The sequence below is a fragment of the Endozoicomonas sp. ALE010 genome (assembly GCF_049310165.1).
In the GTDB taxonomy this organism is placed as follows: domain Bacteria; phylum Pseudomonadota; class Gammaproteobacteria; order Pseudomonadales; family Endozoicomonadaceae; genus Endozoicomonas.
Genome location: NZ_JBLYNV010000019.1, coordinates 1 through 17,811, shown reverse-complemented (window position 1 = coordinate 17,811; position 17,811 = coordinate 1). Strand labels below are relative to the sequence as shown.

At 49.5% G+C, this 17,811-nt stretch carries 12 protein-coding genes; 11 read left to right on the top strand and 1 reads right to left on the bottom strand.

Going from position 1 to position 17,811, the window contains the following annotated elements; genetic code table 11:
- Positions 1-141 precede the first annotated feature (141 nt).
- Complete coding sequence (locus ACO6UY_RS10190; protein WP_422466907.1) at positions 142-603, bottom strand: hypothetical protein; 462 nt, start codon at positions 601-603, stop codon at positions 142-144.
- A 258-nt stretch (positions 604-861) separates the two neighbouring features.
- Here ACO6UY_RS10190 and ACO6UY_RS10185 point away from each other — a divergent pair, with 258 nt between their 5' ends.
- The 11 genes from ACO6UY_RS10185 to ACO6UY_RS10135 all read left to right on the top strand — a co-directional run.
- Positions 862-2,406: a hypothetical protein gene (locus ACO6UY_RS10185; protein WP_422445382.1), complete on the top strand. Its 1,545-nt coding sequence runs from the start codon at positions 862-864 to the stop codon at positions 2,404-2,406.
- 250 nt (positions 2,407-2,656) lie between these two features.
- Positions 2,657-4,297 (top strand): hypothetical protein, encoded by a 1,641-nt coding sequence (locus ACO6UY_RS10180; RefSeq protein WP_422489802.1) that lies wholly within the window; start codon positions 2,657-2,659, stop codon positions 4,295-4,297.
- A gap of 138 nt (positions 4,298-4,435) precedes the next feature.
- Positions 4,436-5,230, top strand: a complete 795-nt coding sequence (map, locus tag ACO6UY_RS10175; RefSeq protein ID WP_422445386.1) for a type I methionyl aminopeptidase — start codon at positions 4,436-4,438, stop codon at positions 5,228-5,230.
- Positions 5,231-5,232: 2 nt separating this feature from the next.
- Positions 5,233-7,944 (top strand): [protein-PII] uridylyltransferase, encoded by a 2,712-nt coding sequence (gene glnD, locus ACO6UY_RS10170; RefSeq protein ID WP_422445388.1) that lies wholly within the window; start codon positions 5,233-5,235, stop codon positions 7,942-7,944.
- 567 nt (positions 7,945-8,511) lie between these two features.
- Complete coding sequence (gene corA, locus ACO6UY_RS10165) at positions 8,512-9,465, top strand: magnesium/cobalt transporter CorA (protein WP_422445390.1); 954 nt, start codon at positions 8,512-8,514, stop codon at positions 9,463-9,465.
- A gap of 80 nt (positions 9,466-9,545) precedes the next feature.
- Positions 9,546-10,031, top strand: a complete 486-nt coding sequence (locus ACO6UY_RS10160; RefSeq protein ID WP_422445392.1) for an aminoacyl-tRNA deacylase — start codon at positions 9,546-9,548, stop codon at positions 10,029-10,031.
- 177 nt (positions 10,032-10,208) lie between these two features.
- Positions 10,209-11,540, top strand: a complete 1,332-nt coding sequence (gene brnQ, locus ACO6UY_RS10155) for a branched-chain amino acid transport system II carrier protein (protein ID WP_422445394.1) — start codon at positions 10,209-10,211, stop codon at positions 11,538-11,540.
- 317 nt (positions 11,541-11,857) lie between these two features.
- Positions 11,858-12,979, top strand: coding sequence for an ATP-dependent zinc protease (locus tag ACO6UY_RS10150; protein WP_422462473.1), 1,122 nt, complete (start codon positions 11,858-11,860; stop codon positions 12,977-12,979).
- A 315-nt stretch (positions 12,980-13,294) separates the two neighbouring features.
- Positions 13,295-14,827, top strand: coding sequence for a UUP1 family membrane protein (locus ACO6UY_RS10145; RefSeq protein ID WP_422468427.1), 1,533 nt, complete (start codon positions 13,295-13,297; stop codon positions 14,825-14,827).
- A 12-nt stretch (positions 14,828-14,839) separates the two neighbouring features.
- Entirely contained in the window at positions 14,840-15,844 is a 1,005-nt protein-coding gene (locus ACO6UY_RS10140) for an alpha-L-glutamate ligase-like protein (protein ID WP_422445399.1), read from the top strand.
- A gap of 1,041 nt (positions 15,845-16,885) precedes the next feature.
- A partial coding sequence (locus ACO6UY_RS10135; protein WP_422489800.1) for a hypothetical protein occupies positions 16,886-17,811 on the top strand: 926 nt, incomplete at its 3' end.

Genomic DNA, 17,811 nt, shown 5'->3' with positions numbered 1-17,811 from the left:
TCGACTGAACAAAACTCCCTTAGAGCGGCAAAGGTCAAGCGAGAGCGGGAGCACGTTTATGAAATATCCGGGTTAACCCCAATGGAGGTAAAGCCCCTGATAAACCGGCGCAGTAATTAACGAGCTACAGCAGGCGGACCGTCAGTGTTTACTTCCAGACTCAACGGGACGCTGATCACCAGGGATTTCATCCTTGGCAGTGATGACATTTGGCTGACCTGGTACCATGCTGATCGATCTGTTCTCAATACAAGTATGAATTGCAACATACGCCTCGGTTAAACAGGCCTGGTAAGCCCCTTGAGCAAAACCCACGACTGCTCCACCCAGGAATGGCTGCGATATATTGAACGGGTACAATGGCAAATGCCCATCCCGTTCATCTGCGAAGTAACTCAGTGCCTCACCGCATGCATACAATGCTGTATTCACGGAAACAATGAACAGTCCCCGCCAGAGGGGCTTTGTTGCTATGGTTTTGAAAAAGGCAGTAGCAAGGCTTTCATTGCCAGAGCCACTTACATCGTTTTCCCCCTCTGGACTGACAGTAATAACAGCTTGAGGGTCACGTGTAATAATTTGACCGGTTCCAGTATTGATCATAATGAACTCTCCAATAATTATAAGTTTTTAATATTAAAAAAGATCAATATACTATTGATTAAACTTTTGGACTTTGGGCAATTGAATAAGTTCATCAATAATCATGAGCAAGCAATAAAATCGCACCATCAAAATTTGGACAACACCTGAATAACTCTTTAACAAAAAAAGATCACAGCCAAAAAAACGGAACTATATTCTTTCACCATGGTCAATATACCAGTTGAATAATTTTTTTAACTTTTCAGAGCTTTTAAAATGAACAGAGCTACTGGCAGCATAATATGCTGTGTAATATTTTTTGCTTTTACGACTTTCGACACTGTTTCGGCAAGCAGCTCCTTACGGAGTGACCCGACCCGGTTTGAGCAATACCATGGGCAACAGGTATCTCCCGGTCACTATTACGAACAGACTCCAGGATCTGACGCTGATGCAGTATTCCCACCAGTTATCAGTGTCACTCCGGAAAACAGTGACCAATTGACTATCAACCTTGCCAACAAAACAGAAATCGAGAAGCAGTATATACAGGCCTTTTATTTGAGAGGTGAGCGTGATGGTGACATCCTGCTGAAAACCATTAACGATCTTGGCCGCAGCCTGAGAGACTTAACCACCGTTGCCTCAGAGCTCCAGAAAATTTCTGACGAGAGCATCCTTCAACCAATACCCGTCAGGGAATTTCTTGACCATGTGAGAACCTTCACACAGGAATCAAACCTGTTCCTTCAAGACGTTAATAACCTGGAACATTTCCCCACCCTAAGGCCAGACATAACTGCAGATCCCGACAGTGAGGTTGATATGCTCCCGCTGGTTCATCATTACCAGTCAACCTTGCGCAGGCTTGATACCCAAATGAGCGAACTTCATTTCAATATCGTCCTGCCCAATGGCGTCCTTCATCAGCAGCTCGGCATCAGTAGCGACCAGCTCAAGTCGATGTCACTGTATACTGCAGAACAGATCGCTGATATGAAACGTAATGCGTTGCAGCTACGGGCCATGCGAACCCAGGATAAGCGAGTCATTGATGAAGGGATCAACCGTTTTACCAAAGATGCCATTGAAACCTTTATAGATACCTTCGGTACGTCAGAGAGATACAGAACCATTTCCGACCGGGAAGGCAGCAAAAGAGCCAAAGAGATGTTGATCGATGCATTCTGGGCTAGATCTTACATTCGTGCCACCTATGGAATTCAAATTGGGTGCATCCCGGTTGAATATGACAAGCGTATTTTCAATCTGGATTATTACCTGAACGATATGACCGTTGGTGCTGCACCCATTTATGATCAGAATAAGCTCATGCGTTACGCCAATCTCGCTCAGGAAGCAATGTTAACCATTGAAAATTCCGCCAGCAAAAAGTGGTTATCTGTCAGTTCATGGGTTACCTGGTTGGGCGGTAAATCCAATGAGATGGACACCAAATATTTCATTATCGCCCTGATTAAAAAAGATATTGATGAAGAACTGGCCATCAGCCGCTCAGGCGGCCTGAGAAAAGTTCGTGACGGATATCGTCAGCACTACCTCAGTTCAGACATGGCAAGAGCCCTCTACCAGGCAAAAGCAAAGCAGGTTTTCAGCTCATCAGAAGATGACGATGATATTGAGAGCGACGTCATGATGGTTGAGGCTGGCACACTCAAAGGAGCTGTTGCCATGTGCATCAACGCTCTGGAAAACCAGGAAAACCGTCTTGATGAAGCCAGAAAGCTGCAAAGCGTGGTTGATATGCTGACCAGGGACAACGTCTTTTCGGATCGCAGAAAAAGACGACAGCTCTTTTAACCCGGATATTTCATAAACTGCCCCGAATCTCGCGCAGGACTTTGTCGCTCTAAGGGATTTTGTGAGGGAGCGCCGTACCGGGGAGTACGGTCGACTGAACAAAACTCCCTTAGAGCGGCAAAGGACAAGCGAGAGCGGGAGCACGTTTATGAAATATCCGGGTTAAAACATCAATACAAAACAATGAGTATCTGTGACGGGATACTCATTTTCACAACAAATTCATTAAACGTTTTCGCAGGTTGATGTGATGGCTATCAAAAAGCAACTTGTGTATGTGGCTTTGCTGCTCATACTTTTATTTTCAAAGCCATACACCTCTTATGCCGTGCCTTTTCTTATTAATAACCATTGCCTGCAAGTGTCTGCTCCGAGGATAACAGCAAGCCAGTCATGTCCCGGACACGTTATCCCTGCCCATCAAACCCGCAACCTCCACTCTGAAGAGTTAAGATGTTCGGCCAACCACTATACCCATGTTCGCTTACCGGAATCCTTTGACGAAGAAGCATGGCAGGACTTGAAAAATATCAGCCGCCACGATGCGGCAGATATTTTGCGGCAACAGCCGTCACCAGCCTGGAAAGGTGTTATTAACTACCGCACATACCTTCACTGGAATTGGCAGGAGTGCCAGCTGGTCACCAATGCACATCACTGTGGTTCTTACCATGTATGTGAAAAGACATACCTGCCCACCTCGGATGGTGGCATTAAACAAGTCGAACATTGCCATTGGAAGGCAAAAACCTGTTACGCCGATATCACCATGCACGAAAGCCGGTACTGTCAGGATGGTGAGGGAAAAATGGTCTTTGACGTGGAGTTTCTGAAAAAAGACAAAGCCCGCTGGAGCCCTGATTCTCCCGGCTTTATTGACCGTCTTGCCAATGGCTATGATCTGCTACCGGGTGAAGAGGAAGTGGTCACTGTCAGCAATCTGAAAAACATCGCGCGTACCTCACAATCTGCCAGATTAGCGCCAACCCTGTTTATTGAAGACCCTAAAAACGAGTACATCTTCAACGAGCAAATCCACAACCCGCAACCGGATAGCCTTTCCTGTCGCTTCAAGGGTGAAGACGAAGTCAGCTTTACCGTAACCACACGAAAAAGAATTGCTTCAGACTCTCCCAACGCTTTTTCGCTTCCCAAAACTTTTGACAACGAGAAAATTGACCCACTGGTATGGCAGTCTGCCCCTGGTCTGGATGGCTCAAGGCAAGAGAAAGGCTACCCATTCATCATGAGGGCCCAGGACTTCTCTGCCGCAGCACTCAACGAGGTATCAGAAGATGTCACTGAAAAGCTGAAAAATATCATCGTCCGAGTACAACTCTACGAACCCTCCATATTTGGCGACAGACTGAAGTCCACTATCTATATCGATGAAGCAAAAGGTATTCAGCAAACATTGAACGCCATTTCCAACGACCAGAAAATTCGACGGTCGACGCTTTGGGAGTTCAAACTGAAAAATGGTGATAACCCTGACAAAAATATTTACCGGAGTTATGTGCCCACACTGTTCTACTACCCCGGAAAAATTTTCCTGTCCAACGAGGCCCTCAGCTACGATGACCAGCTGGCTCCGAACACAATATACACACTGAAGTTAACGGTTTATCAGAAAAACCTGCCTTTCTACCATCAGTCCTGCGAATCCGATCCTGACGCCTGGGATTGCCAGTGGTATACCTTGTGGGGGCTCTTCAGTTCCAAGCGCTATGAAGATAATTATTTTTCAAAGAAAAGCCTTGATGTCAGGTTCAGATCAAATCCCAAAGTAGACCAGAGAACCTGGCTATCTTCTTTCTGGCACCTGGTCAGATATGCCCAAATTGCGGTACCTTTAGGGGCCGTGGCTTTATCGGCATCTTACCTGCTTTAGGACTTAAACGCAGAAGTCACCCCTCGTTTTGAGCAACAGCTGACGAATATAATATTGTTAATACTTCGCTTGGGGATTCTGGTAAGATAATAAGAATTATCATTTGACTTTCGCATCTTTAAGTGGCCTGACCTGACAATGAATGTAACCATCAAAACCCCTGAAGAAATTGAAAAGATGCGCATCGCTGGCCGTCTGGCCGCTGAAGTGCTGGAAATGATCGAACCCCATGTGCTGCCCGGCGTCTCAACCGGCGAACTGGATAGCCTCTGCCATGATTATATTGTCAATGTGCAGAAGGCAATTCCTGCCCCATTGAACTACGGCGCAGCCCCGGGCAGACCCGGCTTCCCCAAGTCTACCTGCATTTCCATCAACCAGGTCGTTTGTCACGGCATTCCCAGTGACAAAAAATTTCTGAAAAGCGGCGACGTTGTTAATATTGATATCACTGTGATCAAAGATGGCTACCATGGCGATACCAGCAAAATGTTCCTGGTTGGTGACGTTCAACCGTTTAACCAGAGGCTGGTACAGGTGACTCAGGAGTGCCTCTATCTGGGCATTGAGCAAGTGAAACCAGGCAACCGTCTAAGCGATATCGGTCGTGTAATTGCCAGACATGCCCACGGCAATCATTTCTCAGTTGTGGAAGAGTACTGCGGCCATGGCATTGGCAGTGTGTTCCATGAAGACCCACAGGTCATCCACTATGAGGGTTATAACGACAGAAATGACTGTGTCCTGCAAGAGGGCATGACATTTACTATCGAACCAATGATCAATGCTGGCAAGAAAGGAACCAAACTTCTGGGCGATGGCTGGACTGCGGTAACCAGAGATCGACGCCCTTCTGCCCAGTGGGAACACACCATTGCTGTAACCGCTACAGGCTATGAAGTGCTCACCAAACGAAAAGAAGAAAACTTCTAATAATGAGCAATCCGTTTCAGAAAATCCCAACCTCTGTTCAGGATCATCTTTTCAACAAGAGTCAGTTCCGGGCGGACTTAACAATTTCCAAAACCCCGATTCCGGCCTATAAGAAATGCCTCAAGGAAGCCACATCCAAAATGGATCAATGGTTTCTGGATGGTATGAATATAGAGCAGCTGGTATTTGCCAGGGCTTGGTTGATGGATCAGATTCTGCGCCTGGCCTGGGAACATCTGAACTGGAGTGACAGCTGCCCCATTGCCCTACTGGCCGTTGGCGGTTACGGCAGAGGGGAGCTGCACCCCGGATCCGACATTGACATTCTGATACTGCTGGAAAAAGACCATTACGATGAACACCAGGATGCGATCGAACATTTCCTGACCTTACTCTGGGATATCGGATTAAAAGTCGGCTCCAGTGTCCGCTCCCTTGATGAGTGTGCCAGCCAGGCCGCTGACGATCTGACCATCATCACCAACCTGATAGAGTCCCGGGTGATATCCGGTCCGGCATTTCTGCACGAACACCTGTTGGACCTGATTGACACTGAAAATATGTGGCCCAGTCAACGGTATCTTCAGGCAAAATTCGATGAACAACGTAAACGGCACCGTAAATATAATGATACCGAATATGATCTGGAGCCAAATATCAAGGGTTCACCGGGCGGCCTTCGGGATCTGCATATGCTGGGATGGGTGGCCCGTCGCCACTACGGGACTCATGATCCCGCTGAGCTTATGGAGCTTGGATTCCTGAGCAATGTTGAATATCAGCAGCTGCAGAGGTGCCGGGCATTTCTCTGGAAAATCCGCTGGGCACTTCACTCCCTGACCGGGCGGGGAGAAGATCGCCTGCTGTTTGACCACCAGCGAACGCTGGCCAGCCAGTTCGGTTATCACGACCACACAGGCGCTTTGGCGGTAGAGCAGTTTATGCAGAGCTACTTTCGCACGGTCATGATTGTCAGCCAGCTAAAAGACCTGCTGCTGCAACATTTTGACGACGATATCCTCAGCGCTGGCATCGTTCATAAAGTTCATGCCATTAATGAACGTTTCCAGGTATGCAATAACTACATTGAAACCGTGCACGATAGAGTCTTTGCCGAACACCCGCCCGCGATTCTGGAGATGTTTGTGCTGCTCACCCGGGATCAGAAAATCCACGGTCCCACCGCTGAAACCATACGACTGCTGAGAGATTACCGCCACCTGGTAGACGGTACTTTTCGCAAAGACCCAAGATGTACAAGGCTGTTTCTGGAACTCATGCGTGCCCCCTATGCTTTAACAGCGTCGTTAAGAAGGCTGGCCCGCTACGGCATACTGGGTCGCTACCTTCCGGAGTTTGGTCGAATCATAGGGCAGATGCAGTACGATCTTTTCCACACACTCACGGTGGATGCCCACACCCTGTTATTGATAAAGTACCTGCGAAGTTTTTCCTACCAAAAGAGCCACCAGCAGTTTCCTATTGCCTCAAGAATCATCCATAGAATTCCCAAACCGGAATTACTTTATCTGGCAGGCCTTTACCACGATATCGGTAAAGGCCGTGGAGGCGATCACTCCCAGCTCGGTGCCGAGGATGCACAGCAATTCTGTCGTGTTCATGGCCTGAATAAAGAAGATACTGCGCTGATTGTCTGGCTGGTCCAGGAACACCTGACCATGTCCGTCACCGCTCAGAAAAAAGATCTGTCCGACCCGAAAGTGATTCAGGACTTCGCACGGCGTGTCGGTACCCGGGAACGACTGAAGTACCTTTACCTCCTGACAGTAGCGGATATTAATGCCACCAACCCCGGGCTTTGGAATGGCTGGAGAGCCTCTCTGTTACAACAGCTTTTCTCGCAAACCCACCAGCTTTTGAAACGGGGCGTAGATAATCTGCCGGAAATGAATGAGCAGATAGCCAACACCAAACAACGGGCAATGGCTCTGTTAATCGAACAAGGCTTGAAAGAGGAAGACATATCCTACCTCTGGGATCAGTTTAATGATGAGTATTTTCTCCGTCACCAAAGTGATGAAATCAGCTGGCAGACCAAAGGTATTCTCCAGCATGACTCAGAAAAGCCGCTGATCCTGATTCCGGAAATTGCCGATGGTTATGAGCACCAGGGGTCAAGCGTGTTTGTCTATACCCATGACCAGTCCAATCTGTTTGCTGCCACAGTAGCAGCGTTTCATCAGCTGGGACTGGCCATTCAGGATGCCCGTATCATTACCTCCAGAAGTAACTACAGCCTTGATACCTATACCGTGCTTGAAGAAGATGGCTCTGCCATCGGGCCCAATGCCGAACGGATACTGGACATCAAAACGCACCTGCAGAATACCCTGTCTGCGCCGGACACATTCCCGGACCTTATCCGCCGTCGCACACCACGGCAACTGCGCTATTTTAACCGGGAGCCTGCGGTGCTGATCAGCAACCAGATTGAACCCAGGCAAACAGTGCTGGATATTACCGCAACAGACCGCCCCGGACTGCTTACCCTGATCGGCAAAACCTTCGCCAGACTGGATCTGCAGGTACACGGTGCCAAAATTGCCACCTTTGGGGAAAAGGTCGAAGACAGTTTTATCATAGCTGACCATAATGGTAAGGCCATTCGGGAGGCTGCGAGCTGTAACGAAATATGCAGTGCATTAATCCATGTACTGCGTGAAGCGTCAAGCCATGATGCCATTACACCTTGATAACTGAGTTTCATGATGCATGCGGTTGGGGCACGAGTCGGCTCGCGATCCGACCTGCATTGAGACCGTTTTGCGGGTGTAGCGCCTCCCCGTCATCAGAGCGTTCAGCCCAGTCTCTTTCCTTATACTACCCTGCCAGTTTAGTAGCACCTGGTACATGGTTTCAATGAGTTTGACGTGTACAATCTCCGTTCACCCTGAGCGGAGTCGAAGGGTGCTTGGCACGATCTATCAGAGTCCGGAGTTTCCGCCTTTAGGCCCTATGGGTCCTTCGATGCTTCGACAAGCTCAGCACTCAGGACGAACGGAGTGCGGAGGCACGACAACCCGCCAAACTCATTGAAACCATGTACTAGCACATTCCCACTATCCTAATAGAAGTCAATTATCGTACAATCCCTCTCCTTTTTTGTGACCAAACGGTGCAACCCTCTGAAATCTGAAATGACAATATCCTCCGTTGTTTTTTGAAATATTCAGGGTCTGGTCGTTCAGATAGATAGTTTGGTGGCTGGCACTATAACTTCGAGTCAGCCAATCTATTTCGTTATCAATAAGGCAGTAACTATGATCTTTGCCTATAGTGCTCAGGATAACCAGTTTTCCATTGACCGGGTGTCGCCAGATTTCCCGTCGGCCAAGGGCACTATATGGCTGGAAGCAACAGAGCCGGACAGTGCTGAGCACCAATGGTTAACAACCCACTTCCCGGGCTGCCTGCCCGAAGAAGAAGATCTGGGAGAGATTGAAATTTCCTCCCGCTACTTTGAAACCGAAAGCGGTATACATATTCGCTCCCTGTTTCCCCACAGGTCCGGCCACGAGCTGAGAAATATTAACGTCGCATTCAACCTCAGACCCGATAAACTGATCACCCTTCAGGATGAGCCCACCGGTTTATTCAGGCTGATGCGCAAACACCTTAAAACCCAGCATATCAAGGCAGCAACGCCTCTGGAGGTGATCATTGCGCTGTTTGATGCCAAGGTTGAATACCTTGCTGATACTCTGGAAGAGGTTTACGAGGACCTGGAAGAAGTCAGCCAGAATGCGCTGTCAGAGCAGTATAAAGATGTTGATGAGCAGCTGCGCACTATCACACTTCAGGAGGACCTGAATGGCAAAGTCAGGTTGAATCTGCTGGATACCCAGCGCTCACTTCGTTACCTGATGCGCGCATGCAGCCACATGCTCAATGATGAACAGAAGGACAATATCAGGGATATGCTTCGGGATATTGAATCCCTGACACCACACACCGGCTTCCTGTTCGAGAAAATCAACTTTCTGATGGAGTCCACCATGGGCTACATCAATCTTGAGCAAAACAACATAATCAAGATTTTCTCAGTGGCCGCCGTTATGTTCCTCCCGCCGACACTGATTGCCAGTATTTACGGGATGAATTTCAAAATCATGCCAGAGCTCTCGATTGAGTTCGGCTACCCAATTGCACTCGGACTGATGTTGTTGAGCGCGTTAGCCACCTTTCTGTTTTTTAAACGTAAAGGCTGGTTGTAATACCGATAGCCCCTGAAATACAACCATCAGCGGCTATACTCTTTTCACCTCAAGCCAGAATTTACTGGGGTGATTTCATCATGAGCATTGCCAACACAGTTTACGATTACCTTGCCAGGCAGCATATTCCCTATCAAACCATCCGACATCAACCCAGCAAAAGTTCCGTGCAGAGCGCCATCGCCGCCCGGATTCCATTGCACCAGCTGGCCAAGGCAGTGGTCCTGAAAGATAGTCTTGATCACTACCTGATGGCCATTTTACCTGCGGCCAACCGGGTCAATATTCACCAGGTGAGCCAAATCACCAACTCAAAACTGCAGTTCGCCACAGAACACGAACTTAACTCCAGGTTCAAAGACTGCGAGCCCGGAGCCATTCCACCCTTTGGTGAGCCCTACAATATGGCAGTGCTCTGGGACAACCGGCTGAGCCAAAGCCCGGATGTTTTCCTGGAAGCCGGTGATCATGAAACCCTGATCTGCCTGTTGCAGGAAAGCTTGCAGCAAATCAGCAATGATCAGCCCCATGATGACCTTTGTTCAGCACCACCGGGCAATCATTAAATGATTGCCGTCATGCTTTTCAGGCTCGTCGATTGCCCTGCTACCACTTTCACAGATAGCGTCCATACTGATAGCAGGCAGCTGGTTATCTGTCATCAGAAAGACTATTTAATTAATGTAAAAAAGGAGCAGATCCCGGTAAAACTTCAATAATCGGGAATTCTGGAAGCTGAAAACATGAAACAAAAACTGAGTTTACAGAATATTGTCGGTATGGGGTTTATGGTATTTGCCATGTTTCTCGGGGCAGGAAACCTGATTTTCCCCCCCATGGTGGGACAACTGGCAGGTCAGGATATGTGGTATGCCGCTGCAGGCTTCCTGCTTACCGGCGTCGGCCTGCCACTATTGGGCATTGTTGCCATCGCCAGAGTGGGTGGCGGATTCAACGAAATCAGTGGCGAAATGCCCAGAGCCCTGATCATCGCCCTTGGCTCCTGCATTTACCTGATTATTGGCCCCTTGTATGCCGTTCCAAGGACCGCCCTGGTCTCTTTTGAAGTGGGAATCACACCGTTTCTGGCGGAACCCGGCAAGCTCAGCCAGCTGATATTCAGCCTGATCTTTTTCAGTATCTCCTGGTATCTGTCTATCCGGCCCGGAAAACTGCTGGAGTCGGTAGGCGAACTGATCACTCCGGCGCTGATTGCCCTGCTGGTCATTCTCGGCCTCTCCCCCATTTTTTCACCACTCGGTATTCCCGGGCAGGCCATGGGTACTTATACCGAATCGCCGGTTATCAAGGGATTCCTTGAGGGTTATATGACCATGGATGCCCTCGCAGCACTGATGTTCGGCATTGTCATCATCACCAATCTCAAGTCCCATGGTATTGAAGATAAGTCCAGCCTGTTTCATTACAGTATCATTACCGGCATCATCGCAGCGGCCGGGCTTGCCCTGGTGTACCTCTCTCTTTTCTACCTGGGAGCCACCAGCCGGGAGATAGCCCCCGATCCGGACAACGGCGGGCAAATCCTGACCCTTTATGCCGAGACACTGTTCGGAACCACCGGGATAGCACTGCTCGCGGCTGTGGTCACCCTGGCCTGTCTGACTACGGCCATTGGCTGTATCACCGCCGCCAGTGAGTACTTTGATGAAATGTTCGATAGGGTCAGCTATCGAACCATTGTCACCGTCATCAGCATTGTCTGTGTCTTTTTTGCCAATATGGAGTTAAACGAGATTATTGACCTTTTTATTCCGGTACTTCTGATTCTCTACCCAATCTCCATAACATTGATTTTCCTGGGGCTTATTCGTGACTGGCTGCCCAGGCCCGTCCTGACTTACCGGGCCACACTGGCGGTCATTTTCACCTTCAGCATCATTGATGCACTTCGCATAAAAGATTTTTCAGTGCTACAGCCTTTTTTACAGCCTTTCAGCATGATGCCCGGCTATGAAGCACACCTGGTCTGGCTACTTCCGTCTCTGGCTGTATTAATCATTACCGTTCTAATTGGCTTGATCATCAGACCTGCTTCGAACTGTCAAACGCCATAATAAATCACAACCATTGTTTGTTACCCGGGTAGCCTGGCTATCCGGGCTGGCTTATAGAGCGGCTGCAGAGATATCTCAGAATTTAGTCAAGATTAACAATTGGCAAGCGAAGGCAGATCAAGTAAGCTTCTGCGCTTTTAGTTGCCAATACTTCAGCCACTATCACCGGACTCCTTTAGGCACTACGGTTTTGTTGATGACAGGCAACCGCCATGGCTGCACGCATACAATGCGTGCGCCTTAAATAGTCCCCAAAAAAACGTAGTGCTTGTCACATGTTCCGCAACTTGGCTCTGCCAGCTTTATTCGTTTTAACCATGATTTTAACCGGATGCCAGACAGCTTTTTATAAAGAGCGTCCTGCCAAGGACGATTCTCGTACTACCCAACCCGTTCCAGTTCCGGAGACGTCGGAACACCCCATGGTGCCAGCAAGGCCCGAGGCACAAACAAAGCCTCCTGCCGATACCCATACGATTACCATTCGTGAGCAGACCATCCAGACACCGGCTCACCAGGATGGCCTGCTCGTTCTTGGCATCAACGAAACCGCTACCCTGCCAAACCTGAACCTCAAAATGGAGGCAAAGCTGGATACCGGCGCAGAAAACAGTTCCGTGGATGCCAGAGAGATCCAGTTTTTTGAGCGTGATGGCAAAAAGTGGGTCAGGTTTGAGCTGCATCGTACGTCCATAGGGACTGAGCTGATGGAGTTACCGCTGAAAAGTGTCACCCGGATCAAACGTCCGGGGCTCCCATCGGTGGAGCGCCCAATTGTCATGATGACCATAACCATCGGTGACATTACCCAGTCAGTGCCTGTTTCACTGACTGATCGCAGCAACTATGAGTCACCGCTGCTGATCGGGCGCAGCTTTATGCAGGATCTGGCCGTTATCGACGTCAATCAGAAGCATATTGCCACTAAAACGGTGATCAGCTCCAATAACCGTAAAGCCCTGGTTCCCGTTACCCAGAAATCCTACACCAGGGCTATCATCAAACCGGTCAGCATTAAAGGTCTGGTCACCGTGGGCGCTGTTGAACATATGACGCTGCCTGATGCCGATACGGTCCTCAAAGCCCGAATTGATACCGGTGCCCTGACCTCATCCATAGATGCACGGGATATGGAGTTTTTCGAAAAAGATGGCCAAGACTGGGTTCGCTTCCGATTGGCAAACTCCACTGGTGACCTTATATCCATGCAGGAGCCGGTCACCCGGTTTGTTCGGATCAAACGTCATGGAGAAGAGCCTGAACGACGCCCGGTGATCACGTTGAACGCCAGCATTGGTGACATCCTTGTACCGACACAATTCACTTTGCGCAGCCGGGAAAACTATGAATTCCCGGCATTGATCGGTGCCCGTTTCCTTGAAAAACGAGCGCTTGTGGATGTATCCAGAGAATACACATCGGATACCAAACAGCCCTGAGCGGAAAAACAGCCCTGAGCGGAAAAAAAGCCCTGAGCGGCATACAGCCTGGTACACCTTTTCAAAGAGTGTGTGTACCATCTCCGTTCACCCTGAGCGGAGTCGAAGGGTGATTGGCACGATCTATCAGAGTCCGGAGTTTCCGCCTTTAGGCCCTATGGGTCCTTCGGCAGGCTCAGGACGAATGGAGTTTGGGCGTCATTGATAGAGGAAACCCAGCCTGGACATTGAAACCATGTACTAGCCGGGCACCGTTTAGCCAGGCTCCCTTATATCAACTGAACCCAAGATAGACAGTTAAAAGCGAGGAAAAGAATGAAAGGTCGTTTTCAGCTTGGCCTTATGATTGCCGGACTGATTGTTGCCGGCCTTGGATTAACCCTGTACAAACACTTTGCACTGGGTTTTCCGCTATTGGGCAAGGATGTCTCTACTGTCTGGAGTATTGAAGCCTGGGTAAGCTTCAAAGCCCGGGGACAGGCTGCCCAGGCAAGCCTGACCCTTCCGGATCAGCAGCCCGATGTAAGAATTCTCGATGAATCCTTTGCCTCACCCGGCTACGGCATTAACCAGACCAATGATGGCGGTCAGCGCCGTGCCGTCTGGAGCATCCGCAAAGCGGATGGTCGCCAGGATCTGTTTTATAAGGTTAAGATCCGGCTGGAGCCCGGCATCAACCCCAACGTGAATGACCAGCCCGAACCGTTCATTGCGCCCGTGCTTCCGGAGCCCTATCAAACCGCGGCCAAAAGCCTGTTAAAACAGGTGACTGAACACTCAGCAGACACGGTCAGTTTTGCCGGCTCCATGATCAGCCAGTTTAATGCCAAAGAACCCGGCCAGAACACCAATATGCTGCTCGGCATGGTGGAAGAAGGGGTCAAGCTTCCGGACTTGCTGGTCAATCTACTCCACATGAATAATATCCCCGCTCGCATTGTCCGGGGCCTGCACCTGGAAGATGGCCGACGCAGACAACCCATTATCGACATGATAGAGGTTTATGATGGCACCGAATGGCAGCTCTTTGATCCCAAAACCGGTAAAGCAGGCAACCCGGACGCCTTCTTTCTCTGGCAGCGCGGGGCCAAATCACTACTGGATGTGATGGGCGGGGTTAACTCTGACGTCCGGTTCTCTATTATCTCCCAGAATGCGCCAACCCGGGAGCTGGCACTCACTCAGGCAAACCAGGATGGTGCCGCCTTAATAGACTTTTCCATCTACTCCCTGCCATTGGAAGTCCAGAATGCCTTTAAGATCATTCTGTTGATACCGATCGGGGTATTGGTTGTGCTATTTATGCGCATCATCGTTGGTCTGCGCACCTCCGGCACCTTTATGCCGGTGCTTATTGCCATGGCTTTCCTGCAAACTCAATTAATACCCGGGCTGGTGATTTTCACCTCCCTGGTATCCATTGGTTTATGGATACGGTCTTTCCTCAGTCAGCAAAACATGCTGCTAGTTGCACGGCTGGGGGCTGTCATCATTGTAGTCATTCTGATCATGGCCGCCATGAGTATCTTCAGCTGGAAGCTGGGCATCACCCAGGCACTGACGGTCACTTTCTTCCCGATGATCATTCTGGCATGGACCATTGAGCGGATGTCCATCCTCTGGGAAGAAGAAGGCCCCGGCGATGTCGTGAAAGAAGGCGGCGGCAGTCTTCTGGTAGCCACCCTGAGTTACCTGTTGATGTCCAATCCCATTGTTGAACAGCTCACCTTCAACTTCCCTGAACTGATGCTCACCTTGTTGGGCATTGTTCTGCTGCTTGGTCAGTACACTGGCTATCGAATGCTTGAACTCAAGCGGTTCTATCCACTGGTTCATTCGGATAAGTAGAGGTCGGTTTCCATGGGATGGTTAACAAGCTTTGTGCACAACACGCTGGCAAAAAACTCAATTACCACACCCTCCCGGCTCAGAGAGTCCGGGATACTCAGCATGAACAGCCGCAACCTGAATTATATCTCCCGATATAACCCCAGACGCCTCCTGCCCCTGGTGGACGACAAACTGACCACCAAACGCATGGCCGAGAAAGCCGGTGTTGATGTACCAAAACTGATTGGCGTGATTGAATACCAGTCCGATATCCGCAAGTTAAAGGGCATTCTGGAACCACTGGATAAGTTTGTTATCAAACCGGCCAAGGGCAGTGGCGGCAAAGGCATTCTGGTGATTACCGGTCGTGATGGTGATCGATACGTCAAGGCCAGCGGCGAAAGTCTATCCTTTGACGCCATTAGCCGTGATGTGTCCAATATTCTCGGCGGTCTCTACAGTCTGGGCGGCAAATCAGACTTCGCCGTTATCGAAAACCTGATCGTCGCTGACCCCATTTTTAATGACTACAGCTTTGAAGGTGTACCGGATATCCGGGTCATTGTGTTCCGGGGCTTTCCGGTTATGGCGATGATGCGCCTGGCCACCCGGAAATCCGATGGCAAGGCCAACCTGCACCAGGGGGCAGTCGGCGTCGGCCTGGACATGGCAACCGGCAACAGCCTGAGAAGTGTGCAGCATGATTTGCCGGTCAGCCTTCATCCGGATACGGGCCACAATTTCTCAACCCTCAATGTGCCCCACTGGCATAAGATATTATGCCTGTCTGCTGCCTGCTATGAGATGACCAACCTGGGCTACCTGGGTGTCGATCTGGTGCTGGATAAACATCTTGGCCCTCTGATTCTGGAGCTCAACGCCCGACCGGGGCTGGCGATTCAGATTGCCAATGGCCAGGGGATCGAGCCCAGGCTGAAAATGATTGAATCCCTTCGAAAACATGACCTGCCTATTGAAGAACGGGTTGCTTTTTCACAGCAGCATTTTGGCCTGACCACTGCACCAGAGCGCTGATTCCCCAATGGCTGATGAGCTGTCCTGAAATAACTTCGACATTTCTGAGTTTCAAAACTACTACATGGTTTCAATGAGTTTGACGGGTTGTCGTGCCTCCGCACTCCGTTCGTCCTGAGTGCTGAGCTTGTCGAAGCATCGAAGGACCCATAGGGCCTAAAGGCGGAAACTCCGGACTCTGATAGATCGTGCCAAGCACCCTTCGACTCCGCTCAGGGTGAACGGAGATCGTACACGTCAAACTCATTGAAACCATGTACTACGTTCGTCCTGAGCCTGTCGAAGGGCGTGAACTCCGGCCTCATGTATTGTGCCAATCACCCTTCGATGCTTCGACAAGTTCAGCACTCAGGATGAACGGAGATCGAGCCCAAAATGTGGAAATTATTTCGGGACAATTCCTAAGCAGTTGGCCGAGAATAGACTGCCCTGCTGATCAGGGATGCTTCTTTTTTGGGCGGTTGACGGGCTGGTTTTCGATGGTGCAAAAAAAGAAATTGGCTAATGGATAAACGATGGTGTGACTTTTTAAACCCTAAAATAAAAAAAATAACTCGAAAATTTTACGTCACTGCATAGACGAACAGGAATACATAATTACATCTGAATAAACGGCCATCAATAAGGTGGAAGGATTAAAACGCTACATTTTTCGCTAATTTTAATTAGTTTTACCACCATTCAAGTATAAAGATAACACGACACTTTTAACGTAGGCATCGCGCCCACTAAAAAAAACATAACCCGGGAACTTTTACGTCACTGCATAAACGAACAAGGGAGTGCGCCGTCATTTTTTGTGCACTTTCTAATGTACTGTTATGCACTACTACATCATTTCAATGAGATTGACGTGTACCAACTCCGTTCATCCTGAGCGGAGTCGAAGTGTGTTGGCACGATCTATCATGGCCCGGAGTTTGCGCCCTTCGATGCTTCGACAAGCTCAGCACTCAGGACGAACGGAGTGCTGAGGCTTACGATAACGACAACCCGTCAAACTCATTGAAACCATGTACGACAACATCAGGAGTCCTGTTTATGATTCAGCAACCCATTCAGCAATCCATTCAGCAACCATTATGTGACACGTCTTCCCAATGTTCAGGGAATGGCGCCGAATATTCCTGGCTCGGCCATGGCGTTGCTATTTCTAAAGCATTTGCGAAATCATTGATTCCAACAGAAGATCCTTGCCTCGGTTTCAACTCCCGCAAAGCAGTGGAAGATCTTCTGCGACTGGCCACAGCAACTATCCTGCCGTCGAGTTCCATCCTTTTCATAGCGAAAGATATGGCCAGTGCCTGGTCCGGGAGCGGTTCGCCCGGGCCGGATACAAAACCGGAATTACCACAGACATCAAAAGAAACCCGGGAAGAGGCTCAGGAAAAAGAACCCGGCTCGAAAGACGTAACCTTTCAACAGCCATCCACGGCCCGCTATCAAGGGAGTCAGGGAACCAAAGGGCTACTTGCCCTTGGCACGCTGGCCAGCTCTTTTCAGTATGCGAATTCGAAACAGATTAATAATGCAGAAGACCTGGGCAAGATTGGTCGACATCCCGAATTTCCACCAAACGGCAAATATCAACAGACAGCGGATATTGTTGTCAGTAAAGACCATAAACCCATTGGCACATTCACCGGGGAGTACGATGGGCAGTGCCATACTATCAGCGGCCTGTCTGACTGTTTTGTTGACACTCTGCAAGGCAACATCAGTGACCTTCAGTTTACTCGTGCCAATATAAAAAATTCCGCGAAGCCGACCGGGTTAGCAGCCTGTGTTGTTGATGATACTGGCACAGTCAGTAATATCCGGGCGAAAGATGTTCATATTGTCAACTCGGGTGACTATGCAGACGCCGGCATCGGGGGGGGGCGGGTTTACGGAACGGTTGACAAAACCATGGCTGTGAACAGCACGGTCAAAACCAAGGGTGAATCAGCATACGCCGGCATCGGGGG

Excerpts from the sequence above, each read along its gene's own strand:
- ACO6UY_RS10150 (WP_422462473.1), top strand. The coding sequence starts at position 11,858 with ATGATTTTAACCGGATGCCAGACAGCTTTTTATAAAGAGCGTCCTGCC.
- ACO6UY_RS10160 (WP_422445392.1), top strand. The coding sequence starts at position 9,546 with ATGAGCATTGCCAACACAGTTTACGATTACCTTGCCAGGCAGCATATT.
- map (WP_422445386.1), top strand. The coding sequence starts at position 4,436 with ATGAATGTAACCATCAAAACCCCTGAAGAAATTGAAAAGATGCGCATC.
- ACO6UY_RS10185 (WP_422445382.1), top strand. The coding sequence starts at position 862 with ATGAACAGAGCTACTGGCAGCATAATATGCTGTGTAATATTTTTTGCT.
- corA (WP_422445390.1), top strand. The coding sequence starts at position 8,512 with ATGATCTTTGCCTATAGTGCTCAGGATAACCAGTTTTCCATTGACCGG.
- ACO6UY_RS10145 (WP_422468427.1), top strand. The coding sequence starts at position 13,295 with ATGAAAGGTCGTTTTCAGCTTGGCCTTATGATTGCCGGACTGATTGTT.
- ACO6UY_RS10190 (WP_422466907.1), bottom strand. The coding sequence starts at position 603 with ATGATCAATACTGGAACCGGTCAAATTATTACACGTGACCCTCAAGCT.
- brnQ (WP_422445394.1), top strand. The coding sequence starts at position 10,209 with ATGAAACAAAAACTGAGTTTACAGAATATTGTCGGTATGGGGTTTATG.
- glnD (WP_422445388.1), top strand. The coding sequence starts at position 5,233 with ATGAGCAATCCGTTTCAGAAAATCCCAACCTCTGTTCAGGATCATCTT.
- ACO6UY_RS10140 (WP_422445399.1), top strand. The coding sequence starts at position 14,840 with ATGGGATGGTTAACAAGCTTTGTGCACAACACGCTGGCAAAAAACTCA.
- ACO6UY_RS10180 (WP_422489802.1), top strand. The coding sequence starts at position 2,657 with ATGGCTATCAAAAAGCAACTTGTGTATGTGGCTTTGCTGCTCATACTT.